This is a genomic window from Sorangium sp. So ce406 (genome assembly GCF_051474675.1).
In the GTDB taxonomy this organism is placed as follows: domain Bacteria; phylum Myxococcota_A; class Polyangia; order Polyangiales; family Polyangiaceae; genus Sorangium; species Sorangium cellulosum_G.
This window is the reverse complement of sequence record NZ_CP150340.1, coordinates 7,134,827-7,158,589: the sequence shown is the minus strand read 5'-3', so window position 1 is coordinate 7,158,589 and position 23,763 is coordinate 7,134,827. Positions and strand designations below refer to the sequence as shown.

Genomic DNA, 23,763 nt, shown 5'->3' with positions numbered 1-23,763 from the left:
TCTGTCGCTGTCCGGATCCTGGCGGACGCCCGGCGGGCTCACCATGTGATAGAGTCCATGTGCCTTTTGTGATCGTCCAATGACGGATGTCCTCACCGCGCTGCTCCGCCACGTGCGCATCGAGACCAGCCTCTTCGGCCGTATCGAGCTCGGCGCCCCGTGGGGGGCCCGCCTCGGCCGGCGAGACGCCGTGCTGCTCCACCACGTCCTCGAGGGCGAGATGTGGCTGGAGCTGGACGGCCGAGAGCGCCACGTGGACCGGGGCGACCTGCTGCTGTTGCCGCACGGCGCCCCCCACTGCCTCCGGCACCGACCTGGGGCTCCGGTCGCCGACGAGGAGCGCTGGATGGCGCCTCCTCGGCCGGGCGCGCAGTCGGTGCGGCGTCGGCTCGGGGGCGACGGCGCGATGACGGTGGTGCTGTGCGCCGCCATGAGCCTCACCGGCGCCGGGCGGTCGCTGCTCCTCCGCGCGCTCCCCTCGGTGGTGCTCATCGACGGCGGCGCCGGTGAGCCGGTGCCCGGCCTCGGCCGGCTGCTGGACGGCATCCGCGACGAGGTGCGCGGCCGGCGCCCGGGCGCGCCGGTCATGGCCGCTCGCTTCGCGGAGCTGCTCCTGCTGCAGGCGATCCGGGCGGAGCTCGAGCGCCCCGCGCCTCCTGGCTCGTGGCGCGCCGCGCTCGCGGACGCGCGCGTCGCCCGCGCCCTGGACGCGCTCTACCAGGCCCCGGAGCGCGCGTGGACCGTGGCCTCCCTCGCGCGGGAGGCGGGCATGAGCCGTTCGGGCTTCGCGCGCGCGTTCCGCGAGCACGTGGGGGAGGGCCCGCTCCGGCACCTGACGCGCTGGCGCATGGATCTGGCGAAGGAGACGCTGAGAGACCGTCCCGAGCTCGCCCTCGCCGAGGTGGCGTCGTCCGTGGGTTACCGGGACGAGGCCGCCTTCAACGTCGCGTTTCGCCGGGAGATCGGCGTCCCTCCGGGCGCCTACCGCGCCGGGCGCGCAGCGCGGCCCTGAGCTCCAGCGAGCACCTCATCGGCCCGGGGTTCACGCGCCGAGCTCGAAGAGCTGCATCGCCACGAGCGCGACGCAGTCGGGCTCGCGCGAGTCCGACACGATCTGGCGGAGCTCGTGGAAATACCGCACGTGCAAGGCGCGCAGCCGCTCGAGGTCACGGCGCGCGACGCTGACCAGGTTGTAGGAGTACAGGCCCGGATCGCCGCGACCCTGCCGGCGCGCGGCGACGTCGAGCCAGTGCGATTTCAATCGCTGTCGCGGCTCGGCGGCGCCTCGGGTCATGTCGACCGTCTCGGCCGTGGCGGCGTACCGCCCGCCGCGCCATCGGACCAGGCCCGCCCGCGACAGGGCTTCCAGGCACGCGCGCACCTCGTCCTCCGGGAGCCCGAGGCGCGCGGCGACCCAGGCGTCGTCGTGGCAGGGGAGGGCCGCGTAGGTCGCGAGCTCGAGGACGCGCAGGACGGCGTGAGACCAGGGCAGCTCCGTCGCTATCCGGCGGCGCTCCTCGAGCGCGCGGAAGTCGCGCGCCACCGAGGGCAGCTCGCCCGGGTGGACGAAGAGGGCGAGGAAGTCGAGCAGCCGGTCGGTCGTCGCGTCGACGATGGCCAGCACGTCGGGGAGCCGGGGCTGGGACGTGCCCGCCATGAAGCGCGACACCTGGGACGCGCTGCGCCCGATGCGGGCGCCGATCTCGGCGTTGCTCAGGCCCCCCTTCACGACCTGAAAGAGCGTGGCCGTGAGGGCCGGGTCCGAGACGGCGACGCGCGCGCCGAAGGCCGACTCCTGGCGCACGAAATCCGAGAGCGCGCGATGGACGTCGACGCCGTTGTACGCCGCGACGCGCAGCAGGGTCGGGAGCGTGGGAAAGCGCCGCCCGGACTCCCACCCGAAGGCGACGTTCGTGCCGAACCCGAGCCGGACGCTCAGCTGCCGCTGCGAGCGCCGGCCGCGGAGAACGCGGCAGAAATCCTTCGCGATCTCATCGTACTGCGCCCTCTTGTATCTCATAGTTGCATCGATGATAGCATATCGGCGCGATAGATAATGCGTATCTGCGCTACACGGCGCTTGCGCTGGCTCCTGCGCTGCGGCAAGTGTTGGCGAAGGAGGCTTCGATGAACGTACGACTTGCTTGCTGGCTCGTGGTGGGGCTGCTCATGGGGTGCACGAGCGCCGGGGGACAGACGGGGGAGATCGCCGCCGATCCCTGCGATTCCTTCCCGGAGGTGGCGGGCCAGTTCGTGGAGTATGGCCTCACCGACCCGACGCCCCTCGGCGTGAGCGGCCAGGAGGCCATCGACGCGACGGGCGGGTCAGGGAGCTTCGACGTGGCGTGGGCCAACGGAACGAAGAGCGCCGTGAGCTGGTCCCTCGCCGCCGACACCGAGAGCTCGCCGGTGGTGGCCCACGTCGACCGCCGCAGCGCGTGTGCCGACGAGTACCTGCAGGTCCTCGTGATCGGCCACATGTCGAGCGCCGACGGCGTCCTCGATCACGAGCAGCGGGGAGCGCTCCATCGGGGCGAGGATGGCGCCGCGCAACTCCGCCTGTTCTTCTCGTTCGACGAGAACCCGTTCCCGGACGTGCACGCCGGCGGCGGATCGGGGGATAGCTGCGCGGGGTGCGGCGGCAACTTCGAGCTCTCCGTCGAATCGCGCTGGGAGGCGGGCGAGTCGACCCCTCATGGCCATGTGTACCTGACCGAGGGCGGGACGCTGCTCGGCGAAGTCGGCTCCTTTTGAGGCCGATCACGGCGGAGGCCGCGGGCGGGGCGGCGGCCGCGATGTCACGGCGTCATCGGTAGCGCGACCAGGATGTTCGCGTTGCACATCTCGTTCTGCGTGCCCCACCCGGGCAGCACCGGCTCGCTGGCGTCGCGCGTGTCGAAGGTGCATGTCACCTCGAGCGAGGAGCCCGGGTCGAGCAGCGGCGGCGTGCGGTACCAGTACACGCCTTGCCAGTGGACGTCCCAGTCCTCCACGCGCGCGATGCAGCTCTCCTGCGCCCCCGACGCCACGCGGATGTCGAAGGTGCGCCCGCGCTCGTGCATGTGCGGCATCACGCCGAGCACCTCGATCGGGGGCAGCGCCGGGTCGATCGCGAGCTCCGCCCGCGTCCTGCTCCACGTCGTGGCGGCGTCCTGCTGGCCGGGCGGCAGCGTGTCCGGGCCGTCCGGCTCGAAGAGGCTCGTGAGGAAGCCGTCGTCCCCGATGAACACGGCGCGCCGCTCCACGGTGTCCTCGTAGCGAAGCCGGAGGCGCGTCGAGTCCTCGGCGGAAGCGCCCGCGTGGTCATGGAGGTTGTAATGCACCTGGACCACGAAATGGTCGTTCGAGGAGATCGGCGCCCCGGTGCCGACGGGGAACTCGACCACGTTCTGCCCGGGCGCCCAGGCGAACAGCGGCTGGAACGGCATCGCGTCGGACGGGCCGCCGAAGCACTCCCAGCCGGGCCGGTCCGGCGAGGCGTCGTCGAGCTCCGTCATCACGTCCTGGTTCGTCTTGCCCTCCGCGAGCGATGGATCCGAGGGGGTCACCCGGTAGACCGTGACGTGATGAACGATGGACCGGACCCCTGGCGTCACCTGATACCCGGTGATGAAGCGGTCCGCCTCGATGCCCGGGTCCACCTGGAAGCACCGCCACTCGTCGTGCGCCGCGAGCGGATTGGCGGGGTCGACCACGGGCGTGATCGGCGGTGTCATGTAGTCGACGCCGCCCTCGAGCGTGGGCACGGGCGGGGTGGGCGGCGCGCTCGCGCGATCGCCCTCGGCGCGCGCCCCGGTCGCCCAGCGATGGATGATGTCGAGCTCCGCGGCGGTGAGCGTCGCCTCGTCCTTGAAGTCGCCGCACGAGCCGTCGTGCGTCACGAGAAATGGAGGCATATGGCCGCCCTGCACGGCGTCGTCGATCGCGCCGGCGCGCGCCTTCGCCGAGACGTAGTCGTCGAGGCGGAAGGGCCCGAGCCCACCCTCCTGATGGCACGAGCTGCACCTGGACATCGTTATCGGCGCGACGTCCTGCCAGAACGTCGGCTCCGGCGTCGGCTCCTGCTCCTGCGCCGCGCATCCGAGCGAGAGCGCGACCGGCACGACGGCCGAGAGGCCGCGCGCGCGGAGGGGCATGGTCATCGTTCGCATCGATCGCCTCGGGTCGTGCTGCTTCAAGCGGACCTCCGTGAAATGTGTATGCCGTACACGTTTGTGTGTGTGGTATACGCAGTCGAGGGATGGCTGTCAAACCAACGAGGCGTCGGAAAACGGCGACGGAGTACAGCGGCGGCGGCGACGCCGTCCGCAGCCTGGAGCTCCTCTGGGGGGCCAGGAAGCGGCCGAGCCGGGGGCCCAGGCCTGGCCTGAGCGTCGATCAGATCGTGCGGGCCGCCATCGAGCTCGCCGACGGCGAGGGGCTCTCGGCGCTGTCGATGCAGCGGGTCGCCGGGAAGCTCGGGTTCACCACGATGTCGCTCTACCGGTACGTTCCGAGCAAGGCCGAGCTCCTGGATCTCATGCTGGACACCGTCGCGGGGGAGCTGCCCCTGGTCGACGACGTCCCCGGGGGGTGGCGGGCCAAGCTCGAGGCGGCGGCGCTCGCGGACTGGGCGCTCTACCACCGCCACCCGTGGTTCTTGCACGTGACGCCGGTGCGCCCCGTGATGGGGCCGAACGGGATGGCGGCGTACGACGCGGAGCTCCGCGCGGCGTGCGGGATCGGCCTCACCGACCGCGAGGTGATCGCCGCCGTCCACCTCGTCGACGGGTACGTCCGCGGCGCGGCGAGGCTCTCGGTGGACGTGGCCGAGGCCGAGCGGGAGACAGGCGTCACCGACGCGCAGTGGTGGTCCGAGCGCGCGTACTTCTGGGACAAGCTCTTCGACCCGGAGCGCCTCCCGACGATGGCGAAGCTGATGCGCTCGGGCGCCTTCGGCGAGCACCCCTTCACGGAGGAGGTGTTCCTGTTCGGCCTGCAGCGCGTGCTCGAGGGCATCGAGGCGCTCGTCCGGGCGCGCTCCGGCCACCGTGACGAAACTCGTGATGAAACGGGGGGCCTGGCGCGTGGGTGTGATGAAACTCCCGGCGACGCCCCTCGGCGTGAGGAGCCGCCGACGTGCGCGCAGTGCGGCGGCGAGATCGCCCAGCCCGCCACGGGGCGGCCGCGGGCTTACTGCTCAAGGGCCTGTCAGCAGCGCGCGTACCGGGCGCGCAACGCGGCCGACGGACGGTGATCGCCGCCTGTCCGCGCCCGGCGTCCGAGCGCTCGCTGGCCTGTCGGGGACGGCGGAGAGAGGCTCAGGCGGAGAGCGGGCGCGCCTTGCGCGCCAGCGCGTAGGCGATGCCGCTTTGCAGGGTGCCGCAGGTGACGAGCCCTCTCAGCTCGGTCCCCAGGTCGACCAGCGCCTGCGCGACGACGGGGCGGATGCCCGAGAGCACCACCTCGGCGCCGAGCAGCCTCGCGGCCTGCGCGACGCGGACCAGCGCGGCGGCGACGTCGCCGTCCACGTGCTTCACGCCGGTGATGTCGAGGATCGCGACCGTCGCTTGCCTCTCGCCGAGCGCGTTCAGGAGGGTCTCCAGGATCTGCTGCGCGCGCTCGCCGTCGATCGTCCCGATGAGCGGCATGGCGATCACCCCGTCGGCGATCGGGATGAGCGGCGTGCCGAGCTCCCGGAGCGCCGCCTGCTGCACCTGGATCACCTGCATCTGCGCGAGCATCTCCTGCTCGTACCGGAGCTGCTCGGTGATGTCCCTGAAGAAGGCCGCGAAGCCCGTCGGCTCGCCTGTCGGGCCCACGAGCGCGAAGGCGCTGAGCTGCCCCATCCACGTGCTCCCGTCCGGTCGCAGGATCCTGAGGACGCCGCGCCAGGCGCCCTCGGTCGCGAGGGCCGGCATGACCACGCCGGAGAGCTGGGCGAACTCCTCGGGTGAATAGAAGACCGACAGCGGTTGACCGACGCCCCCGTCGGCGAAGCCGCTCATCGACTTGAAGGCCAGGTTTGCGTACGTGACCACGCCGTTCAGGGTCGTCATCGTGATGCCGTCGAGGGCATGGTCGACCAGACGCTTCGAGACCGCGGCGTCCTCGGCCTGGCGGCGCAGATCGGCCTCTCTCTCCATCTGGGCGGTGGTGTCCTGAGCCACGCGACGCAGCTCGGCTCGCAGATCGCGCTCTGTTTGCTCGAGCTCGGACAGGCGAGCGCGGAGCGCGGCGAGCTCGAGCTCCTGCGCGCGGTGAACCGAATCGTGAGAATCCATGGACATTCCTGAGTGAAGTCAGACGGTGCCGACTCGGCATCTCGCCCGGGCCGCGAGGCTACTACCAACGGACCGTCGCTGGGAAGAGCGCGTCGCGGCCTCAGCGGACGTGCCACCGCGAGTGCGGCTGCTGCGCTCCTGCGTCGAGCGCCCACTCGCGCGCACCTGACCCGGCACCGGGGGCGCGCAGCATGCCTGTTGAACTCCCGCGTACAGCGCGTCGCGCCGGCGCCGATCGATGACGGCGGATGGCCACGCACCACCGCCACGCGATGTGCCGGTCGCCACGTCGGTGGGGTCCCACCGCCAGGGCCTGCAAGGTCGTCGGGAGGGTAGCGCGCCCAGGTGGGCTGATGTAGGATGCTCGCGGCAAGGTTCTTCCGGGCTCCGCATCGCGGATTTATCGATGACGCGACGCGGTATCCCGCTGTCTGGCGGCTCGCCGGGCTCGGCGCCCGCTTGACGGAATCACCGTGAAGCTCCAGAAAGATCGCTCTACATGCAAACGAAGACCATCCTGCCTGTCGTGGTGTTGACGGCCTTCGCCGTGGCGGCCTCCGGTTGCGGCAACGGCGAGCGTTCCAACGAGCGGTGGGCGACCACCGAGAACACCACCGTCGAGCTCGACTTCGACAAGATCAACGAAGCCTTCAAGGCGGCGGAGGGGCCCGAGGACTTCGAGCGGCGCGTCAACGAGATCTACCAGGGGAGCGAGGTCATCAGCGTCGCCGTCCAGGACCTCGACGCCAAGACGCAGGTGGTCACCGGGTTCTTCGACAAGAACACCGACGGCGCCGTGCAGGACCCGGAGAAGGTGTTCACGATCCGCCGTGACGTGACGGGCGAGGGCGCCGCGCAGATGCAGACGTCGGGGTACGGCGCCTTCGGCTACTACCACTCGCCGTTGATGGGCATCGCCTCCGGCATGCTCCTCGGCTCGATGCTGTCGTCGGCGTTCCGCCCGAACTATGTGCCGGTCTACACGCAGCCGTACACCACGCCGCCGAGCCGCGCGTCCGCCCTGCAGTCCCACCGCGACACGGTCCGCTCCTCGAGCCCGTCCGGCGCCGACAGGAGCAAGGCGTCGCAGACCGGGCGGCGTTACAACAGCGTCGGCGGCGGCCGGTCCGGCGGCGGCTCGCGGTTCGGCGTTCACCGGAAGGATCGCAGCCGCAGGCCCGAGCGCCTCATCGCATAGCGCGCGCCTCCCGCCGCGATGCAGCCCCTCCGAAGCATCTCGGAGCTCCCTTTCCACGGCCGTCCGGCGCTGGAGCTCCTCAACCTCGAACAGCACCGAGACGCGCCGGACCTGGAGTCCACGCAGTTCGGCTGGTGCCGGGTGGACGAGCTCTGGCTCGACGGCCGCGCGGATCGCGCGCCGTTGCGGGTGACGGACGCGCTCGTCGTGGCGGTGCACGCCGCGGACGAGCCGGAGGTGCTGTCGGACGACGTGGAGCTCGAGTTCTTCGTCGAGGAGGTCGCGAAGGACTACTCGGTGACCGTGCTCCTGTCGACGTTCCTCGATCGCTGGCTGCCCGCCGCGTCCGGCGGTGAGCGGGCGATCGTGCTCGCCATGTGCAACCCCCACGCCGCGCGTGTCCGGCAGCCGAAGGCGGCCGGGCGCACGCCGGTGTATTACGCCGACGGTGACGTGGATTCTTGGCTCGACACCGACGGAGACGGTCGCCAGCGCATCCGCCTCGAGGCGGAGGCCTGGCACATCGCGGAGTGAGTCGATGGGCTTTGGACGAAGAGATGCTGTGGTGTCGCGCGAGCAGAAGCTGGTCTTTGCTGGCATCTACGTGCTGAAGAAGATGGACCTGAAGCCCGCCGAGGGCGGCATCGAGATGCCCCTCGTGCTGCCGTCCGATCTGACCCCGTTGCAGGATGTCCTGCAGGAGCTCGTGAACGCGGACCTGGTCGAGGTCAACCGCCGCAAGGCGCGGTTCGAGATCACCAAGAAGGGGCTGGCCTACCTCTCCGAGATCATCGACGAGGCGGAGGCGCTGGTCGACGAGTTCGACGACGAGTCGCTCGAGGACGCGGTGACCGAGCTCCGCGCGCGAAACGTGGACGTGCTGCGGGCCCGCTTCCTGTGGGGCTGGTACGACGGCGAGCTCGACGACCTCGTGCTCTTCCAGCAGCGCCGGGGCGCGGAGCCGGTCGAGTCGTGGTGGGCGGATTACCTCCTGAGCGACGCGTTCTACGAAGCGCTGAGAAGCGACTACGAGTGAGCGTCTCCGGCGGCGGGAACACGCCCCACGTGTCGGGCATGTCGCCGTGGACCAGCAGGCGGGTAGCGAGCGGCGTCGCCACCAGGGCGAGCAGGCCGCGGGCGAGCGGGAGCTCGCGGACTGCGCGCGAGCGGCCGAGGTGCGTGCTTCAGCGGCGGCAGCCGATGCGTTCGGTCGCGACGATGACGTCGTCGTAGAGAATGGTGTGCGCGTCGGCGACGGTCATGCCGCGCTCTTCCATCTCCGCCCGTCGGCGAGCGTCGGAGTCGCGCTCGTAGTAGGCGTCGAGCATGAAGCTCTTGAACCGCACGTCATCGCTCGACCGGAAGTCGAAGCCCCCGAACGGCTCGGGCGGCGTGCACGCGCTGAAGTCGCACCCTCCCGTGTGGAACTGGTCGCGGAGCCAGGTGCCGTCGGGGTGACCGGGGCGGTAGTCGCCGATCGCCACGCCGTCGATCCAGAACGCGAGCGCGCCGTCGCTCTGGCCGACCGTGTTCGCGCGCGCGTGCATCTCGACGCAGAACCAGCGGTCCCGCGGGAACGGCGCTTGTCCCGGCGGCTGGAACCCGTTGCCGTAGTGGTAGGTCGTGCCTTGATCTCCCGCGCAGCCAGGCGTGGCGGTCCCGTCATTGCAGCGGCCGGAGCGCATCTTGTACCAGTAGGCGTAGAAGTTGAAGACGTCGTCGGTGTTCGTGTCGAAGTCGAACCAGAAGCCCTCGTCTCCCGGCGGCACCGTGTTCGCCAGGCCGCTGCTGTCCCAGCCCTCGGTGCCCGCCGCCATGCGCACCCAGTGGTGCGGGTTCGGCGCGAGCTCGGGGAAGCGCACGTGGAAGCGCCAGTAGGCCGCGTCGACGCGCGCGTGGGTGACCCATGTGGACGACGAGACGTACGTCTCCTCCGCCAGATCGGCGGTCGTCACGGTCGAGCGGAGGTAGCCCTGTCCGGCATGGGCGGTCGCCGGGTCGGTCTCGATGTGGAGGTAGCGCGTGTCGGCGGTTGGCCCGTCCCAGCGACCCCAGCCTTGCTCGAAGTCGTCGTGAAAGAGCACGGCCGGGTCACCGGCGATCCCGACGTCGTCCGGGTAGCGCTCGCTCAGCGTGCCGGGGGGCGGCGGTGTGTCGCCGTTACCCCCGCCGCCGGCGCTCGCTCCGCTGCCCCCGCCGCCGGCGCTCGCTCCGCCGCCGTCGGGGTGCGGCGAGGGCATGTCCGGCCCTGAGCCACCGTCGCCGCCGGAGCCCGGCGTGGAGTCGCAGGCGGCGAGGAGCAGCGTGATCACCAGGGGAAATGGCAGATGGTTCTTCATCCTTCCACGCTATCCGCTGCTCCGCGCCTGCGCGAGCGCGCGAGGAAAAATGCGGGAGCCCCGGTGGTGGGCGGTGTAGTCCGGCCGGGGATCGGCATCAGGAGAATGGGTTGAAGCCGCGGCGTGCTCCACCGGCAAGAGGGGCAGGAGGTGAAACCCATGGACGAATGGTGCGAGGACCGGCACGATGCCTCGCCATGGAACGAAAGAAGCCGCACGCTGCGGCGATCCTCTCGCTCGTCGCGGCGCCCGCCCTGCCGCTCGCCGCGGGGGTGATGGTCCGTCTCGGCGTATGGGCGCGGAGGTGCGAGGTCCGATGCTGAAATGGCTGCTCGTCGGGCTCGTGGTGTTCCTGGTCTACCGGTTCGCGATGAAGCGGCCGCGTCACGATCGGCTGTTCTCGCCGGACCACCTGATCGAGCTCTCGCGCGGGCTCGGCCGCGCCAAGAGCACCGCGCTCGGGCGCGTCGGGGGGGGCCCGCCCGCGGACCCGTTCACCGAGGGCAATGCGTTCATCACCTCCGCCGACATCGCCGTGGCGTATACCGTTGCCCAGGCCGGCCAGGACGGACACGAGCACCACGTCTCGCTCTCGTGTCGCCGCGGCGCGTTCGCTCGTGCTGCCGCGGGATTCCTTGCCGCGGCGATCTGTCGATTGCTCGACCTCGGGGAGACGCAGCGCGTGCTCGCTGTCTCGAGCAGCGGCGTCTATCACCTGATCTTCCAGGTGCCCGCCGCGGACGAGGCGCGGTTCGCAGCGCGAGCCGTCCCGAAGCTCGACGATGCGGCTGCACGGAGGCTCGTCGGCGTGGCCATGGAGGATCGGGGCCCGCTGCTCGCGCGCCTCGGCAAGCTCGACGTCAAGGTCCCGAGATGATGTTCTTGCTTGTCGACCTCCCCACCGCGCCCTGACGTCCCGAGCTGAAGGGGAACGAGAATCCTCTACTCGCAGTCGACGAACACGACGTCGTAGGCGATGGTCGCCGAGATTCCCGAGACGCTCACGGAGTAAGTCTGGCCGGCCTCGGGGTCCCAACCGTTCGGCACGATGCGGATGGCGTTCGTGGAGCCGTAGCGCCCCTCGAGCGGCTCCACGTCGACGGCCAGAGGGGCTCCGCCGCTCGTGATCGTGACCTCGGCGTCCTCGAGCTCGATGTCCTCGCTCTGGATCGACCAGCCGGTGTCGCTGAGGGAGCTCCAGCGGTCGCCATACGCCTGCATCGGGAACACCCCTGGCGGAGGCCAGGCCGTCCACTCCTTCCCGGCGCGCCCCGTCCCTCCGATGTTCTGCATGCAGGAGGCGCCGTTCTTCCCGGTGGAGCCGAGGCCGATCGGACCGAGATCGTTCGAAAGGATGATGCGCCGGTGGCCGAAGGTCGACTCGTTCCCGGGGTCGATCAGATAGCCGAGGACGCTCGCGACGCCCGGGCCGCTCGAGATGTTGCTTGTCCTCGCGCCGTCCGCGCCTGTCTTCGAGTAGCACTTCCAGCTCTCCGGCGGCTCGTGCGAGAGCGCGTTGTTCGCGTCCATCATGAGCGCGCAGGCCTGGGCCTGAACGTCGCGGGTGGGCTCGGTCGCGACCGGGGGCAAGTCCGCCAGCCAGCGGTACAGGTTGAAGAGCCGGAGCGCATTCGCTCGACCGTCGGCAGAGATGTCTCCCGGGTCGCACGCGGGATCCAGCGAGCCGCTCCACGTGCCTTCGCTCATGTCGGCTGTGTCGGCGTTGAAGCGCGCGCAGGTGCCTTCCGGCGAGCGATCGCCCGTCTCGGGCTCCGCCCCTCCCGAGCCCCCCGATGCCGTGCCCGCCGATCCACCGCCGCCTGCTCCTGTGCTGGCGGCCGACGTACCCCCCGTGGAAACGCCGCCACCTCCTCCGGCGCTCGAGGCGCCCGAGCCTGAATCCGCACCGCCGCTGCTCGCGGCCGCGCCCCCCGTCCCTCCCGAACCGCCGGCTGGCGGCGAGCCACCCGACGAACCTGGCGTGCCAGGATCGGCATCTTCGCTGCTGCAGGCCGCGGCGGTCGCGACGAGGAGCGCCGTCGATGCGACGAGTCGAAAGCGAGGGAAAGCCGTCTTCATGGTGGAGATAAGGAGATCCAAACGTCTCGGAGACGTCAAGCCCCAAGTGGCGCGGCGACCTGGTGGTGGCCATGCGGAGCAGCAGCAGGGGGCCCACGCTCACCTCATGGCGTGTTGGCGCCCCGAGGAGGCAACTCCCACTCACGCGGTAAATCGGCGACGGTGGCGGATCAGCGCGCCGAGCCCTGTGACGAGCAATCCGACGGGCGCGCCGCGAGGCAACTGACCACTGGAGCCCAGGTTGGTGGGTAGGGGGTCAAACGCTTTGTGGGTGGGGGGTCCAAACGCCTTTGCGAAAGCAAGTGCCCACCGACCCCAACGTTCGGTTGACATGATCGCACAACCACGACGTGGGAGTGCTAGCCAGGGGCCGGACCTTCGGAAGGTCCGGCTTCGCCCCCGCAGTAGAGGCACCGACCAGGGCGCGGAGGCGCCGGCCGCGTGCACGAGAGGCACGCCCACGCCTGGCCCGACCCGTCCCGCAGCCGTGGCATCGGCTTCCCCAGGCCCACGCCGATGAACTCCTGGAGGAGCGCCACGAACCGCCGCGACGCGTCCTCCTGGCCGCCCTCCAGGTCGACGACCGCGTCCCCGAGGAACACGCCGAGGTAGCCCGTCGAGACAGAGCCCTCGCCGCGGAACCGGAAGAGGCGCACCGGCTCCTCCTCGCCCTTGAGCACCAGATCGACCGAGAAGCTCTCCACCTGATCGGTCGGCCGGCCGCCGAGGCCCCGCTCCGTCGTGAGGCTCGAGAAGCGGTAGGCGATATGCTCCACCTGCCTGAAGGGAATGGCGCGGCTCCGCCGGAGAAACCACAGAGTCCGCCGCTCGATGAAGACGTAGCGAGCGCGCCGGTCGACGTGGAGCGTCATCGCGTACGAGAAGAGCGAGAGGGCGCGCACGCCGAGCGAGGTCCTCGCGTGGAGGTGGTCGCCGTCGACCCACACCCGCGGGACGGAGCTCAACAGCGACGAGCGCGCGACGACGAGGCTCACCGAGGCGGCCCCTCGACGGCGCAGAACCCGTTGATGCAGAGGTTCGCCGGATCGCAGCAGTCGGCGGCCGAATCGCACCGCTCCTGGGGCTGCGAGCAGTGCGCATCAGGCGGGGTGTTCGAGCAGGTGAGCTCGCCGTCGGCCCCGGGCTGGCAATACCCGCCACAGCACTGGTCGCCCGTCTCGCACGCGGCGCCCTCCTGCCGGCAGGGGTCGAGCACCCAGAACCCGCGCGCATTGCCGGCGAGCAGCTCCTGCGCGGGCAGGTAGAAGGCAGGGTGGCTCGGGTCGGCGCCGGGCGGCGCGTTCAGGTCGATGGCCGCGACCCAGAGCTTCTTCGTCGTGATGTTCTGGACCAGGTCCACGCCGCGCGGATCGCTGCAGAACGGGGGGATCGTCGCCTCGTTGCCGTACATGCGGCGGCTCGTGAACACGACCCACGCGTACCCGCCCGACGCGACCGGGTTGACCGTCGGCTCGTAGTTGAGGTTCACGTCGTCCCCGTGGTCGGCGTCGATGCCGCCCACCGACGAGCCATCGGCGCTGCAGGTCATCGCCACCGGCGCCGTCAGCCTGGGCAGGTACACCTCGCCCGAGGCGCCCTTGCCGTTGAGCTGATCGAGGGGAACGACCTCGCCCGAGCCGTCGGCGCTCACCCAGGCGATGTGGGCCTTGGCGCCCCGGCGCGTCTTGAGATCTCCGTCGACGTCGCCCTCGCCGCTGGCCCTGGTCTGGTGGTGGAACACGACCGCCTTGCTGTCGGGCAGGAACGCCGGCCACCCGGGGCGCGTGCCTGTCGGCGCTGCGCCGTCGTCGACGACGACGACGGGATCGCTGAAGGCGCCGCTCGTCACGTCGAACTTCATCACGAAGAGCTTCTTGCGGATGTTCTCGCCGGGGCCCGACGTCGCGTTGAACACGACGAGCTTGCCGTCGGGCGAGAACGCCGGCGTCCCGAGCGTGGAGGCGACGTCGCGGAGCCCGGTGGCCGGTCGAGGTGCGCTGTCGTCCGGCAGCGGGAGGAGCTGCCCCGACGGGGAGAGCGCGAGCGAGCCGTCCGGATAGATCGCGGGGAAATTCGCCCCGATGTCGAGGACATGCTCGGTGGCGCCCGCCGGGGTCAGGTTGTAAGCCGAGCTCGCGTCATAGTCGTCCCCATGCTGGACCACCAGCCGCGATCCGTCGGCCGCGACCGAGTGACAGACACGGCACTGGCTGTCGTTGCCGTTGCCCCCGGCGACGAGGCCAGGCGCGGTGTCACCCGCGTGGATCGACAGCACGGCGCCCCCGAACCTGCCGTTGCCGCCCACCGCGCCGCTGTAGTTCTCCGCCAGGCGGGTGCCGTACGAGTTGTAATAGATGATGCCCGACAGCCGGGCAGGGGCCACGGTCCACGTCTGCGTGATCGGCCCGTACGCCTCGCCGTCCCGCGCGACGGTGAGGCTCACCGTGAGCCTGTCCGGCGAGCCGTCGGGCGTCGGCCCGCCGGCGCTGCTCGTGGCCGCGGCCCAGACGTCCTGGGGGATGGGGTGCCGGATGAACGGCCCCTCGGTGGTGGCCAGGATCTCCGGCCGCGCGAACGTGCCTTTCCACGCGTACGAGCCGCTCGTGGTCCTGAGATCGATCTGGATCGCGTCGGCGTCGCCCTGATCCCAGCGCCACATGAGGAGCGGCGCGAGGAGGCCGCGGGGCCACACGGTGCCGTCGTAGGGATAGAGGAGCGTGAGCCCCTCCGCGCTACCGTCGCTCATCGGGTGCGCCAGCGCGTCGAGGAGGGCCGTGTCCGTGACCGCCGCGCCGAGGCCCTCGCCGCCGACTCCGCCGATGCCGCCGCCGGCCGTGAGCAGCGTCGGGTCCGTGGCAATCTGGGACTGCTGGGCTGGACTGGCCGCGTCGGCGCCGTTCTGCTCACCGGTGATCTGGATCAGGACCTGGCGCTGGACCGTCACCCCGTTCAGCCCGGCGCGCACGGTGACCAGGCCGCCGGTGGTCCCCTTGGGCGTGAATGTGGCCATGTTCGAGGGCCCCGCGCCGACGGTCCCGAGCTCGCCGCGGTCGACCGTCCACCCCACGTTGATGGGCGCGCCCATCAATGTCGCGGTGTAGGTCACCACCGGAGATGTCTGCCCCGCAGCGACCGTGATCGTCTGGAGGTCGCGCGGCTCGACCTCGAACTCCTGCTGGACGCCGCCGCCCCCGGATCCGGCGTCGGCGGTGGTGATGAACTCGCCGGTCGAGTCGGTCGTGCTGCCGGTGCCGGTGCCGGTTCCAGTGCCGGTGTCAGCGCCGCCCTCGCCACCGCCTCCCGAGGTCTGTCCCGTGGTGTTCGATTGCTGCGCGCTGCTGCACGCAGCAAGGGTGGCCCCCAGTCCGAGCGCCACCACGAGCGCCCCGCTCCAGGCCGAGAAACGTGCCATCATGCATCGCAGAGTACAGGAGCGTCGCGACGGACATCAATCGGGATGGATCGCTGTTCAGCGGCGCCCGGCGTATCGCTCGACCGCCGCGAGGCGGCGTCTGGCCTATCGCTCGATCTCCGCGAGCGGCGCGTGGCCTATCGCTCGACCGCCTCGAGCGGCGCGTGGCCACGGCGGGCGACGCGGGCGAAGGCGCCGGGCGTGATCCCGAAGGCGCGCCGGAAATGGCCGTGCAGCTGGCTCTGATCGCAGAAGCCGAGCGCGCTCGCCACCTCGCTCACCGGCCTGCCCGCCGCCAGCCACGCATACGCGCGCGCGATGCGCATGCGCAGCACGTAGGTGTACGGCGGGATCCCGTGCTCGGCGCGAAACGCACGGCACAGCTGGAAGCGATCGAGCCCGGCCGCCGCCGCCAGCTCGTCGAGCGAGAGGGCCTCGCCGAGGCGCGCGTGAATGAGCTCGACGGCGCGCCCGAGGCGGCCGCGCGCCACGCCGGCGTGCGGCCACGCATCGGCGCCGTCGAGCTGGCGCACCAGCGCGTCGAGCGCCTCGGCCACGACGACCTGTCGCGTGAGCGGATCGGGCCGCCCGCGGTACGCACGGTGGAGGGCGAGCAACGGCCGGCGATCGGGATGGCGCCGCTCGAGCCGCGGCACCCGCATCGCCAGGCTCGGCCGCAGGCCGCGGCGCTCGGCCTGCTCGCGCACCAGCGCCGCGTCGAAATTCACGATCTGGAAGCGCGCCGGCCCGTCGCGCCGCAGATCTCTGTGCACGCTCGTCGGCGCGTCGAGGTGCAGGTCGCCCGGCGCGCTGGGCACGCCGCCGCGGCGCGACCAGAACTCGGCGCGCCCGCGGTGGATCAGCGCCACCGCGTACGTCTCCTTGACCGCGCACCACAGCCGCTCGTCCGCGTCGACGAGCAGCGAGCGCACCCCGGGCACGTCGGCGTAGGCGCGCAGCTCGGTGCGCACGGGCGCGGCGTCTTTCGGCATCCACCGAGAGTAAACCGGCGCCCGCGGTCGCGCTCGCCGAGTTTGCGCGCGAACGCTCGAGAGCGACGCTGGCCGCCGCGCGCGCCGACGTTGGCGCAAGGAAGCCCAAGACGACGTGGCGGTCGCGCCGCATGCTCGCCCTCGATAGCGAGGAGCCCACGCATGAACGAATCGTCCGCCGCCCCCTGCTCGCCGCGCGTCGCCGCCAGCGCCGCGTTCCTGTGCTTCGCCCCCGTCATCGTCAGCTTCGCCGTCGCCCCCGGCGCGCGGTGGCCCGAGTACCCGGGGATCGCCTTCCACCTCGCGGTCTTCGCGCTGGTCCCGAGCCTGCGCGCGCCGGAGTGGGCGCGGATGGCCGGCTACGGCTGGCTGTTCCTCGACGTGACCACCGGCGTGATGGCGATCAACCACGTGCCCCACGCCGTCGCCGATCCGGTGCGGCTCGGCGCCCACATCTTCGCCGGCATCTGGATCGTGACGGCGTCGCGCGCCGCCTCGCTGCCGGTGAAGCTCGTCGGCGTCCCCGCCGGCGCCTTGCTCTTCGCCTACAGCTTCGTCTCGCCCTTCTTGCCCACGACGGTGCTGGCGCCGGCGTCGATCTTGATGATGGTCTGGTTCGCGCTCATCGCCTGGCAGAACGGCAGCCAGCGGCGCGCGTGACGCAGCCGGGGGGCAAGGCCATGATGGCTTCATGCCCCCCGAGGGCATCGCTACCGCAGCACCGTATCCATGTCCCAGTCAACCCACATGTCTTTCCATTCGCTGACCGGCTGCTGGACGCCGTTGTCCAGGATGTTCAGCACGTCCGTGTTTGCGCTGGTGTTGCCTTCGAACGCGCGCTTGAACATCTCGCCTGCAAGGGCGGTCTGAGAGCCCGATGCGCCGCAGTGGTTCGCGCTATACATCTGAAAGCCCATGCGCTCTGGAACGCCGAGCGCTTTCCATACCGGTTTTGCTGCCCATGCGGAGAGCGCTTCGCAGGTCCCGCCCAGGTGACACCATGAATTCGGGCCGTTGGCATTGGTGAAGTGCACCAGGTGCCGTGGCGCGATGGTCGCCAGGATCATATGCGTATCGAAGGGAAGGTTGTATACCTTCGAGGGGTCGTTCCGGAGCCAGCGGGCCGCGCTGGTCACCCAGGGGCCGCAGATGCCGCTGTCCTCGAGGTTGTCGATGCTCTGAGGCTTGGCGTCCGAACACTGCCAGGTAGAGCTACCTTCGCCGTGCCTGAACCACTCTGCCTGACGCAGGTTGGCCACGCCGCCACCGCCCGACTCCACGATGACAACCACCGGTGCACGGCTGAAGACACCCGCCAGGTAAGCACCTTTCCCGCATCCGGAGCATCCCGATACCATCACCTTGGTGGGATCGTGTCCGCTGCCCGGGTTCTGCTCCAGCACGTCCATCACCCGGTCGATCATCCATCCGTTGGCGATGTTGGTGTTGACCTCGGACAGGCCGAAGAGATTTCTTATCTTGCCTTCGAAGCCGCTCCCAAACGAGAGCGTCTTGCTGCCTGACGGAAAAATCCCGCCCGACAGCTTGAGGGCGATCACGTCGCCGGAGCCGCTGATGCTCGCCGAGAAGTTCTCGGTTTTGGCACCCACCTTGGCAGTGATCGAGACGGTGCCCCCGGATACGGTCCCGGTCACTTCGTCCGGCTCGGAGGGGACTGGGCCGTAAAGGTACTTGGCTGCCATCGCCAGGATTTCCTTGCGGCGGCACTCCCACTGCTCTTTGGTGGTGACCTTCGTTCCGTCAAAGAACGTGAACGGATCCGGGAGTTTCTCGTTTACCTCGGTCAGGCCGCTCGGTTCAGGCAAAGTGGGCAGGGTACACGTGAAGTCGCCGCCGCCGGTCCCGCCAGTCCCGCTAGTCCCGCCAGTCGGAGAGCCGCCCGTGCCGGTCCCACCCGTCGGAGCAGCGCCGCCCGTACCGGCGACTCCGCTGGTCGCGGAAGATCCGCTGGTCGGGGAGCCTCCACCCGTGGTGACTCCACCGCTCCCGCTCGGTGTCCCGCCGCCTGTGCCCGTGGCGTCTCCCCCGGTACCGCCGGATCCTATTTCTGAAGAGCAGCCAGGGAAGCTGAAGAGGGCGAGGGCGGGAATCGCGAGAGCGGCTAACTTGCGCGAGGCACGAGAACGGACAGACATGAAGGCCTCCATGTTTCGAGTGCAGTGGCGGAATGCGACGCGCGGCGCACGACACGTAGTTCGTGACACGCGGGAAAACCGCCGTGCTTATAGCAGACGGTAGGGAAGTTTATGCGTTTTTCGCGTTGATGACGCTGCTTTTGTCACACGTGCGAATTTGTGATGTGACCATGCCAATGGCACGTGAACGAGAAGATTCAGGGCACAGTGCGATTCGTCCGCCGCCAAGCCGAGGACCCGTGAGCGGAGCCCTGAGAGCGGCGCTCCCGGGGCCTGTGGGAGCAAGTCCCGGATCGGAGGATGCTCTCCGCTCGAGCGCGGGATCATGCAGCTTGTCATACACCTTCAGCTCGCTGAAGGCCGGCATGTTGGGCACGGGACAGTCCGCGCCGGGGGTCTCGACCGCGACCAGCGTCGTGTCCCCGCCGCCCGTCGGGAGGAGGGCGGTCAGGGGGAGAGGTCTGGAGAAGGTTGGCCGGAACGAGACCATCAGATGCCCATTCCCAGCGGAGGGCGGTTCGATCACGCTTATCGCTAGGAATCGTACGACCATGGCGGGCAGCGTTTGGTCAAGATGTAAATATTGAACAGGTCTGTGCGATGTGATCCCTCCGGGGCGTCTCCGGGAGCACCTCGCGAAAGCTCGCACCTGCGGGACATCTGAGGAAGCGACACTGCCCCGCGCCTCGCCCGGGCCGACCGGGACCTCGCGGCCGGCGAAGCGGCGACGGTTTCGAGGTAAGTTTCCGCGGTCGGCAGCGTAGTCACGAGCAGACGCTTTCTTCCTCGCTGAACCTCATGAACACCACGCCTTCTTCTCGTCGGCGCCTCCGAGCCAGGCTCTTCTCTGCCGCTGCCCTGGCAGCGCTCTTCGTGGCTGCCCCCGAGGCGAGCGCGCAGCTCTGCTGGGGCACCAACTGCCCTCCACCCGGGCCCGCGCAGGGCAGCGCCGGGGGCAACGCGGGTGGCAACGCCGGCGCCGGCGCTCAGGGCGGCACGCGGGGCACGGTGGTGTGGGACCCCTGGACGGGCAAATGGATCCCCCAGGTGGTCATCCAGGGGCAGGGCCAGGCCGGCGCCGGCGCCCAGGGCCAGGCGAGCGGCCAGGCCCAGGGCCACATCCCGCCGCCGCCGCAGCCGCCGTCGCAGCCGTCCCCCCCGCCGCCGCCTCCTATCCAGCCCGCGCCGACCCCGGCCCCGCCCCCGCACTACTCCGGCGGCCGCAGCGGAGGCTGGACTTACCGGTTCCGCCCGTACCTCGGCGTGGGCGGGTGCATTGGCTTCCAGCTGGGCATTGCCGATGAAGAGGTCCGCTTCCTCCAGTGCGCGCGCGTGCGCCTCCAGCCCTGGGCCCACGTCGGCTTCGGCGTGGATGGCACCTATACCCTCGGCGCCGACGACGAGATGAGCTCCGGGCAGCCGTTACCGCCGGAGCTCGAGGCGTACCGCCACGAGGTTTACGCGTGGCCCTACCTCTCGATCCACCCGTTCGACTCGCAGATGTCGCCGTACCTGCGCCTCGGCGCGAACATCGGCACCGCCATCATGCTCGGCGAGGGCTGGAGCGAAGACCGGTCGTACCTCGGCGGCCACGCGGGGCTCGGCTTCGACGCGAACATGACGAAGCACGGGATCGTCACCATGGACATCCTGGGTTTCCGCGTGGCGCGCCTCGACGACCTGCCCCGCCCGGACGGCCGCCAGGGCCGCGGGGGCTGGGGGATGCAGATGCGCCTGACGGTGAGCTACGCGTTGCTGCTGTGATCGGCGCTCCCGGGCCGCTGCTACCGCCGCCGAAACAGCGTCCACCAGCTTCGCCTGGGCTCTTCGGCGGCGCGTGAAGCGCCGCCATCACCACCGCTCCCGGCGCTCTTCCCGTGGAGCGAATTGCCCCGCTCCACGATGGCGCCGCTCACCATCGTCGTGAAGAGCATCCGCAGGGACTCCTCCTGTTCGAGCGGCGCGACGAAGCCGAAACCGAACAGAAGCAGGTCGCCGTGGGCCTCGCAGAGGAACAGCTCGTACACCGCCCCGGGGGCGAGCTTCGTGCACTCCTCCAATCGGTGCTTCTCGAACGCCATGCCCTGCCAGCTCGTGCTCTCGCGGAGGTGACGCAGCGGTGCCTTACCCTTCACGAACCCGTCGACGTGCCGCCGTCGTTCCTCCTCGTCCCGCCCCCGCCCGACGATGACGTAGAAGTCGAAGCTCACCCCCGCGACGGCGACGGCGTTGTACCCGAAGAAGCCGGGCTTCTCGCGGACGTCGCCCTCCTCGTACCAGAACTCGGGCAGCCGAAGGGGGTAGGGGCCAACGTGAACGATCTTCGGCTCGGTCATGGTCATGCGCTCCAGGCGGAGCTCGACCGATACCACGGCGGCCGAGCAGGTCACGACGAAGGGTGATTTCAAGGTCGTGGCGGGCCAGAATACCGACGTCACCCTTGTGGCTAAGCCGGGCGAAACCGGCGCCAGCCCGGTTCTTCAGGACGGAGAAGGTCCACATGCCAGCACGCCTGATCCGCGACGTCTCCGACACCGCCCGCTGGGCCGCCTGGTGCCGCGGGACGGAGGGAGATCGCGCCGACGCGCTCTTCCACGACCCGCTGGCGCGGGTCCTGGCGGGCGAGCGCGGCGCCGCCATCGAAGCCACCATGGGCGGCTCCACCGTGGCCTCGCTGGTGACACGCACGGTCTGCTTCGACCGGCTGCTGCTGGAGCGCCTCGCGGCAGGAGGCATCGACACGATCCTGAACCTCGCCGCGGGCCTCGACACCCGCCCTTACCGCCTGGGCCTTCCCGCGGCCCTGCGCTGGATCGAGGCCGACCTGCCGGGGCTGGTCGCCTACAAGGAGGAGGTCCTCGCGAGCGAACGGCCGAGGTGCCACGTCGAGCGCCACCCCGTCGATCTCTCCCGGCCCGACGCGCGCCGGGTCCTGCTGGCCGGCGTCGGCAAGGCCTCGAAGGGCGTCCTGGTGCTGACGGAGGCCCTGCTGCTGTACCTGGAGGCCGACGTCGTCGCGGAGCTGGCCCGCGACCTGGCCGCCGTCCCGGCGATCCGCACCTGGCTCACGGACTTGCTGCATCCTGCGCTGCTGCCGATCGTGCTGCAGCGCTGGCAGGGGCTGGGGGCGGACGCCGAGAGCCGACCCCGCTTCGCGCCGGAAGGGGGGCCGGCCTGGTTCGCGCCGATGGGCTGGGCCCTGCGCCAGCAGCTCTCCGCGCGGGAGGAAGGCGAGCGCCTGAACCGGCCGATCGGGCCGCCGCTGCCGGAAGCCCAGCGTGAGGCGGCCCGTTGGATGAACACCTACGTCCGTTTGGACCGGACCTAGGGGAACTGCTCCTTCTCCGTGGGCCCGCCAGGGCGCCCGTGGAGCACTCACCGTCGGTGATCGACCGGCCCGACGCGCCCAGACGACCGGTGACTGGGCGGCCGAAGGGGCATTCGACGTCCTGGCCTCGAGGGCGCAGCGAGGATCCGTGACGCGGAGCTTCGCTGCGCCTTTTTCGCTCGGGCCGTGCCGAATTTGCGCGCCGTGGTTCGCGGGGGGGAGCACGCACGGAGCGCGCGGGGGAAGGCCACGTTTTCCCCTTCCCGCTGCAAGCGTATACCAGACATGGGGGCTTGCTGGAAGCCCCGGATCATGCCGCACACTCCCTGGCCATGACGAAACACGCAGTGGTCATCGCTGGTGGGGGTCCGACGGGGCTGATGTTGGCGGGGGAGCTCGCGCTGGCGCGGGTGGACGTCGCCATCGTCGAGCGGCGCGAGAGCCAGGAGCTCGCGGGGTCGCGCGCAGGAGGGCTGCACGCACGCACGATCGAGGTGCTCGATCAGCGCGGGATCGCGGATCGATTCCTCGCGGAAGGGAAGATCGCCCAGACCGCGTCGTTCGCGACGACGCCCCTCGATCTCAGCGACTTTCCGACGCGCCACAACTACGGGCTCGCGCTGTGGCAGAAGCACTTCGAGCGCATCCTCGCCGCGTGGGTCGAGGAGCTCCGGGTGCCGATCTACCGCGGGTGTGAGGTGACGGGGTTCGCCCAGGAGGACGCCGGCGTCGATGTCGCGCTGTCCGATGGGCGGTCGTTGCGGGCGGCGTACCTCGTCGGATGCGACGGTGGGCGCAGCCTGATCCGCAAGAAGGCCGGGATCGGTTTCCCGGGGTGGGAGCCGTCGGTCAGCTACCTGGTGGCCGAGGGCGAGATGGTCGAGCCGGCGCTCGGCATCCGCCAGGGAGACAAGGGGGTCTATGGCATCGGGCCGCTCGAGGACGGCAAGCGGGTGCGGGCGGTGCTGTGCGAGAGGGAGATCCGGCAAGACGAGGAGCCGACCCTGGACGACCTGCGCGAGGCGCTCGTCGCCTCGTACGGGACCGACTTCGGGGTGCACGGCGTCACGTGGCTCTCGCGGTTCAGCGATGCGACCCGGCAGGCGGCGTCGTACCGGGAGCGGCGGGTGCTGCTGGCCGGCGACGCGGCGCACGTGCACTCCCCGGCGAACGGGCAAGGGCTCAACCTCGGGGTGCAGGACGCGGTGAACCTGGGGTGGAAGCTGGCGCAGGTGGTCCACGGGACGTCGCCGGAGAGCCTGCTCGACACCTACCAGGCCGAGCGGCACCCGGTCGGGGCGCGGGTGCTCAAGCACACCATGGCGGCGACGGCGGTCCATCGGGGCGACGAGCGGACGAAGGCCCTGCGCGAGACCATGGCCGAGCTGTTGGCGCTGGAGGAGGCGCGCAAGCAGTACGCCGGGCTGGTCTCGGGTCTGGGCATCCGCTACGACCTCGGCGCGGGACACCCGCTGCTCGGGCGCCGCATGCCCGATCTGGACGTGGAGACCGAGGGCGGGCCACGGCGGGTGTTCACGCTGCTGCACGAGGCCCGGCCGGTGCTGCTCGACCTCGGTGAGCCCGGGGCCGTCGACCTGGGTCCGTGGGCGGATCGGGTGAAGCGGGTCGACGCGCGGTACGCCGGGGCGTGGGTGCTCCCGGTGCTCGGCGCGGTCGCGGCGCCCAGGGCCGTGTTGATCCGGCCCGATGGATACGTCGCGTGGGTGGGAGACGGCACGGACCAGGGCCTCCGTGAGGCCCTGGCCACGTGGTTCGGGCCGCCCACGGGGGCGTAGCTCGCTCGGCCGCCCGCGTCACCCCCGGTCGCCCGGCGATGCGCCCGGGCTCGCGATGTCGATAAGGAGATCGGAAAGGAGCGGACCATCCTGCGCTCCACCCACAACCTCTCCGAGGTCGAGGCCGCCGGCGACCGCGCCATCATCGTCTCCAAGGGGCGCCGTGAATGCGCGGCCCGGCCGTGCGCCGGACGCCACGA

At 70.7% G+C, this 23,763-nt stretch carries 22 protein-coding genes; 12 read left to right on the top strand and 10 right to left on the bottom strand.

The window, feature by feature from the left end; translation table 11 throughout:
- Positions 1-79 precede the first annotated feature (79 nt).
- Positions 80-1,012 (top strand): AraC family transcriptional regulator, encoded by a 933-nt coding sequence (locus WME96_RS26470; protein ID WP_437284372.1) that lies wholly within the window; start codon positions 80-82, stop codon positions 1,010-1,012.
- A 30-nt stretch (positions 1,013-1,042) separates the two neighbouring features.
- Here the strand turns inward: WME96_RS26470 and WME96_RS26465 are convergent, their stop codons facing one another.
- A complete protein-coding gene (locus WME96_RS26465; protein WP_437284371.1) occupies positions 1,043-2,020 on the bottom strand; it encodes a DUF4423 domain-containing protein in 978 nt (325 codons plus the stop codon).
- A gap of 107 nt (positions 2,021-2,127) precedes the next feature.
- Between WME96_RS26465 and WME96_RS26460 the strand changes: the two genes are divergently transcribed.
- Positions 2,128-2,754 carry a hypothetical protein gene (locus tag WME96_RS26460; RefSeq protein ID WP_437284370.1) on the top strand — a complete coding sequence of 209 codons (627 nt, stop codon included), beginning with the start codon at positions 2,128-2,130 and terminating at the stop codon, positions 2,752-2,754.
- Between the two features lie 44 nt (positions 2,755-2,798).
- Here WME96_RS26460 and WME96_RS26455 read toward each other — a convergent pair whose 3' ends face one another.
- Positions 2,799-4,151 (bottom strand): hypothetical protein, encoded by a 1,353-nt coding sequence (locus WME96_RS26455; RefSeq protein WP_437284369.1) that lies wholly within the window; start codon positions 4,149-4,151, stop codon positions 2,799-2,801.
- Positions 4,152-4,240: 89 nt separating this feature from the next.
- Between WME96_RS26455 and WME96_RS26450 the strand changes: the two genes are divergently transcribed.
- Positions 4,241-5,236, top strand: coding sequence for a TetR/AcrR family transcriptional regulator (locus WME96_RS26450; protein WP_437284368.1), 996 nt, complete (start codon positions 4,241-4,243; stop codon positions 5,234-5,236).
- Between the two features lie 64 nt (positions 5,237-5,300).
- On the opposite strand, the gene WME96_RS26445 is transcribed toward WME96_RS26450, so the two are convergent.
- A complete protein-coding gene (locus tag WME96_RS26445) occupies positions 5,301-6,263 on the bottom strand; it encodes a PAS domain S-box protein (protein WP_437284367.1) in 963 nt (320 codons plus the stop codon).
- Between the two features lie 499 nt (positions 6,264-6,762).
- Between WME96_RS26445 and WME96_RS26440 the strand changes: the two genes are divergently transcribed.
- From WME96_RS26440 to WME96_RS26430, 3 genes are read left to right on the top strand one after another with little or no spacing between them, the layout of a single operon-like run.
- Positions 6,763-7,461 carry a hypothetical protein gene (locus WME96_RS26440; RefSeq protein WP_437284366.1) on the top strand — a complete coding sequence of 233 codons (699 nt, stop codon included), beginning with the start codon at positions 6,763-6,765 and terminating at the stop codon, positions 7,459-7,461.
- Positions 7,462-7,479: 18 nt separating this feature from the next.
- Positions 7,480-7,995, top strand: coding sequence for a hypothetical protein (locus tag WME96_RS26435; protein ID WP_437284365.1), 516 nt, complete (start codon positions 7,480-7,482; stop codon positions 7,993-7,995).
- Between the two features lie 31 nt (positions 7,996-8,026).
- A complete protein-coding gene (locus WME96_RS26430; protein ID WP_437284364.1) occupies positions 8,027-8,497 on the top strand; it encodes a hypothetical protein in 471 nt (156 codons plus the stop codon).
- Between the two features lie 148 nt (positions 8,498-8,645).
- Here WME96_RS26430 and WME96_RS26425 read toward each other — a convergent pair whose 3' ends face one another.
- The gene (locus tag WME96_RS26425; RefSeq protein WP_437284363.1) at positions 8,646-9,800 is read right to left on the bottom strand and encodes a hypothetical protein; all 1,155 of its coding nucleotides are present in this window, start codon (positions 9,798-9,800) and stop codon (positions 8,646-8,648) included.
- Positions 9,801-9,997: 197 nt separating this feature from the next.
- On the opposite strand from WME96_RS26425, the gene WME96_RS26420 reads away from it, so the two are divergent.
- Positions 9,998-10,123 (top strand): hypothetical protein, encoded by a 126-nt coding sequence (locus tag WME96_RS26420; protein ID WP_437284362.1) that lies wholly within the window; start codon positions 9,998-10,000, stop codon positions 10,121-10,123.
- The gene (locus WME96_RS26415; protein ID WP_437284361.1) at positions 10,117-10,677 is read left to right on the top strand and encodes a hypothetical protein; all 561 of its coding nucleotides are present in this window, start codon (positions 10,117-10,119) and stop codon (positions 10,675-10,677) included. Before WME96_RS26420 ends, WME96_RS26415 begins: the two co-directional genes overlap by 7 nt.
- A gap of 65 nt (positions 10,678-10,742) precedes the next feature.
- Here the strand turns inward: WME96_RS26415 and WME96_RS26410 are convergent, their stop codons facing one another.
- The 4 genes from WME96_RS26410 to WME96_RS26395 form a co-directional block, all read right to left on the bottom strand.
- Entirely contained in the window at positions 10,743-11,507 is a 765-nt protein-coding gene (locus WME96_RS26410; RefSeq protein ID WP_437284360.1) for a CAP domain-containing protein, read from the bottom strand.
- Between the two features lie 731 nt (positions 11,508-12,238).
- Entirely contained in the window at positions 12,239-12,874 is a 636-nt protein-coding gene (locus WME96_RS26405; protein WP_437284359.1) for a hypothetical protein, read from the bottom strand.
- Positions 12,871-15,294, bottom strand: a complete 2,424-nt coding sequence (locus WME96_RS26400; protein WP_437284358.1) for a hypothetical protein — start codon at positions 15,292-15,294, stop codon at positions 12,871-12,873. Before WME96_RS26400 ends, WME96_RS26405 begins: the two co-directional genes overlap by 4 nt.
- Before the next feature lie 134 nt (positions 15,295-15,428).
- Complete coding sequence (locus WME96_RS26395) at positions 15,429-16,283, bottom strand: AraC family transcriptional regulator (RefSeq protein WP_437284357.1); 855 nt, start codon at positions 16,281-16,283, stop codon at positions 15,429-15,431.
- A gap of 162 nt (positions 16,284-16,445) precedes the next feature.
- Between WME96_RS26395 and WME96_RS26390 the strand changes: the two genes are divergently transcribed.
- Positions 16,446-16,943: a hypothetical protein gene (locus WME96_RS26390; RefSeq protein ID WP_437284356.1), complete on the top strand. Its 498-nt coding sequence runs from the start codon at positions 16,446-16,448 to the stop codon at positions 16,941-16,943.
- 50 nt (positions 16,944-16,993) lie between these two features.
- Here WME96_RS26390 and WME96_RS26385 read toward each other — a convergent pair whose 3' ends face one another.
- Positions 16,994-18,109 (bottom strand): glucuronyl esterase domain-containing protein, encoded by a 1,116-nt coding sequence (locus tag WME96_RS26385; RefSeq protein WP_437284355.1) that lies wholly within the window; start codon positions 18,107-18,109, stop codon positions 16,994-16,996.
- A 1,203-nt stretch (positions 18,110-19,312) separates the two neighbouring features.
- Here WME96_RS26385 and WME96_RS26380 point away from each other — a divergent pair.
- Positions 19,313-20,203, top strand: a complete 891-nt coding sequence (locus WME96_RS26380; protein WP_437284354.1) for a hypothetical protein — start codon at positions 19,313-19,315, stop codon at positions 20,201-20,203.
- Between the two features lie 20 nt (positions 20,204-20,223).
- On the opposite strand, the gene WME96_RS26375 is transcribed toward WME96_RS26380, so the two are convergent.
- On the bottom strand, positions 20,224-20,847 hold the full coding sequence (locus tag WME96_RS26375) for a hypothetical protein (protein ID WP_437284353.1): 624 nt from the start codon (positions 20,845-20,847) through the stop codon (positions 20,224-20,226).
- Positions 20,848-20,939: 92 nt separating this feature from the next.
- Between WME96_RS26375 and WME96_RS26370 the strand changes: the two genes are divergently transcribed.
- Complete coding sequence (locus WME96_RS26370; RefSeq protein ID WP_437284352.1) at positions 20,940-21,767, top strand: class I SAM-dependent methyltransferase; 828 nt, start codon at positions 20,940-20,942, stop codon at positions 21,765-21,767.
- A 332-nt stretch (positions 21,768-22,099) separates the two neighbouring features.
- On the top strand, positions 22,100-23,563 hold the full coding sequence (locus tag WME96_RS26365; RefSeq protein WP_437284351.1) for an FAD-dependent monooxygenase: 1,464 nt from the start codon (positions 22,100-22,102) through the stop codon (positions 23,561-23,563).
- The last annotated feature ends 200 nt before the right edge of the window (positions 23,564-23,763 follow it).

What these genes read in the sequence shown, in the direction of transcription:
- WME96_RS26470 (WP_437284372.1), top strand. Translation starts at nt 80, where the DNA reads ATGACGGATGTCCTCACCGCGCTGCTCCGCCACGTGCGCATCGAGACC.
- WME96_RS26460 (WP_437284370.1), top strand. Translation starts at nt 2,128, where the DNA reads ATGAACGTACGACTTGCTTGCTGGCTCGTGGTGGGGCTGCTCATGGGG.
- WME96_RS26465 (WP_437284371.1), bottom strand. Translation starts at nt 2,020, where the DNA reads ATGAGATACAAGAGGGCGCAGTACGATGAGATCGCGAAGGATTTCTGC.
- WME96_RS26440 (WP_437284366.1), top strand. Translation starts at nt 6,763, where the DNA reads ATGCAAACGAAGACCATCCTGCCTGTCGTGGTGTTGACGGCCTTCGCC.
- WME96_RS26450 (WP_437284368.1), top strand. Translation starts at nt 4,241, where the DNA reads ATGGCTGTCAAACCAACGAGGCGTCGGAAAACGGCGACGGAGTACAGC.
- WME96_RS26420 (WP_437284362.1), top strand. Translation starts at nt 9,998, where the DNA reads ATGGAACGAAAGAAGCCGCACGCTGCGGCGATCCTCTCGCTCGTCGCG.
- WME96_RS26365 (WP_437284351.1), top strand. Translation starts at nt 22,100, where the DNA reads ATGACGAAACACGCAGTGGTCATCGCTGGTGGGGGTCCGACGGGGCTG.
- WME96_RS26410 (WP_437284360.1), bottom strand. Translation starts at nt 11,507, where the DNA reads ATGAGCGAAGGCACGTGGAGCGGCTCGCTGGATCCCGCGTGCGACCCG.
- WME96_RS26390 (WP_437284356.1), top strand. Translation starts at nt 16,446, where the DNA reads ATGAACGAATCGTCCGCCGCCCCCTGCTCGCCGCGCGTCGCCGCCAGC.
- WME96_RS26370 (WP_437284352.1), top strand. Translation starts at nt 20,940, where the DNA reads ATGCCAGCACGCCTGATCCGCGACGTCTCCGACACCGCCCGCTGGGCC.
- WME96_RS26415 (WP_437284361.1), top strand. Translation starts at nt 10,117, where the DNA reads ATGCTGAAATGGCTGCTCGTCGGGCTCGTGGTGTTCCTGGTCTACCGG.
- WME96_RS26425 (WP_437284363.1), bottom strand. Translation starts at nt 9,800, where the DNA reads ATGAAGAACCATCTGCCATTTCCCCTGGTGATCACGCTGCTCCTCGCC.
- WME96_RS26455 (WP_437284369.1), bottom strand. Translation starts at nt 4,151, where the DNA reads ATGCGAACGATGACCATGCCCCTCCGCGCGCGCGGCCTCTCGGCCGTC.
- WME96_RS26400 (WP_437284358.1), bottom strand. Translation starts at nt 15,294, where the DNA reads ATGATGGCACGTTTCTCGGCCTGGAGCGGGGCGCTCGTGGTGGCGCTC.
- WME96_RS26395 (WP_437284357.1), bottom strand. Translation starts at nt 16,283, where the DNA reads ATGCCGAAAGACGCCGCGCCCGTGCGCACCGAGCTGCGCGCCTACGCC.
- WME96_RS26435 (WP_437284365.1), top strand. Translation starts at nt 7,480, where the DNA reads ATGCAGCCCCTCCGAAGCATCTCGGAGCTCCCTTTCCACGGCCGTCCG.
- WME96_RS26445 (WP_437284367.1), bottom strand. Translation starts at nt 6,263, where the DNA reads ATGGATTCTCACGATTCGGTTCACCGCGCGCAGGAGCTCGAGCTCGCC.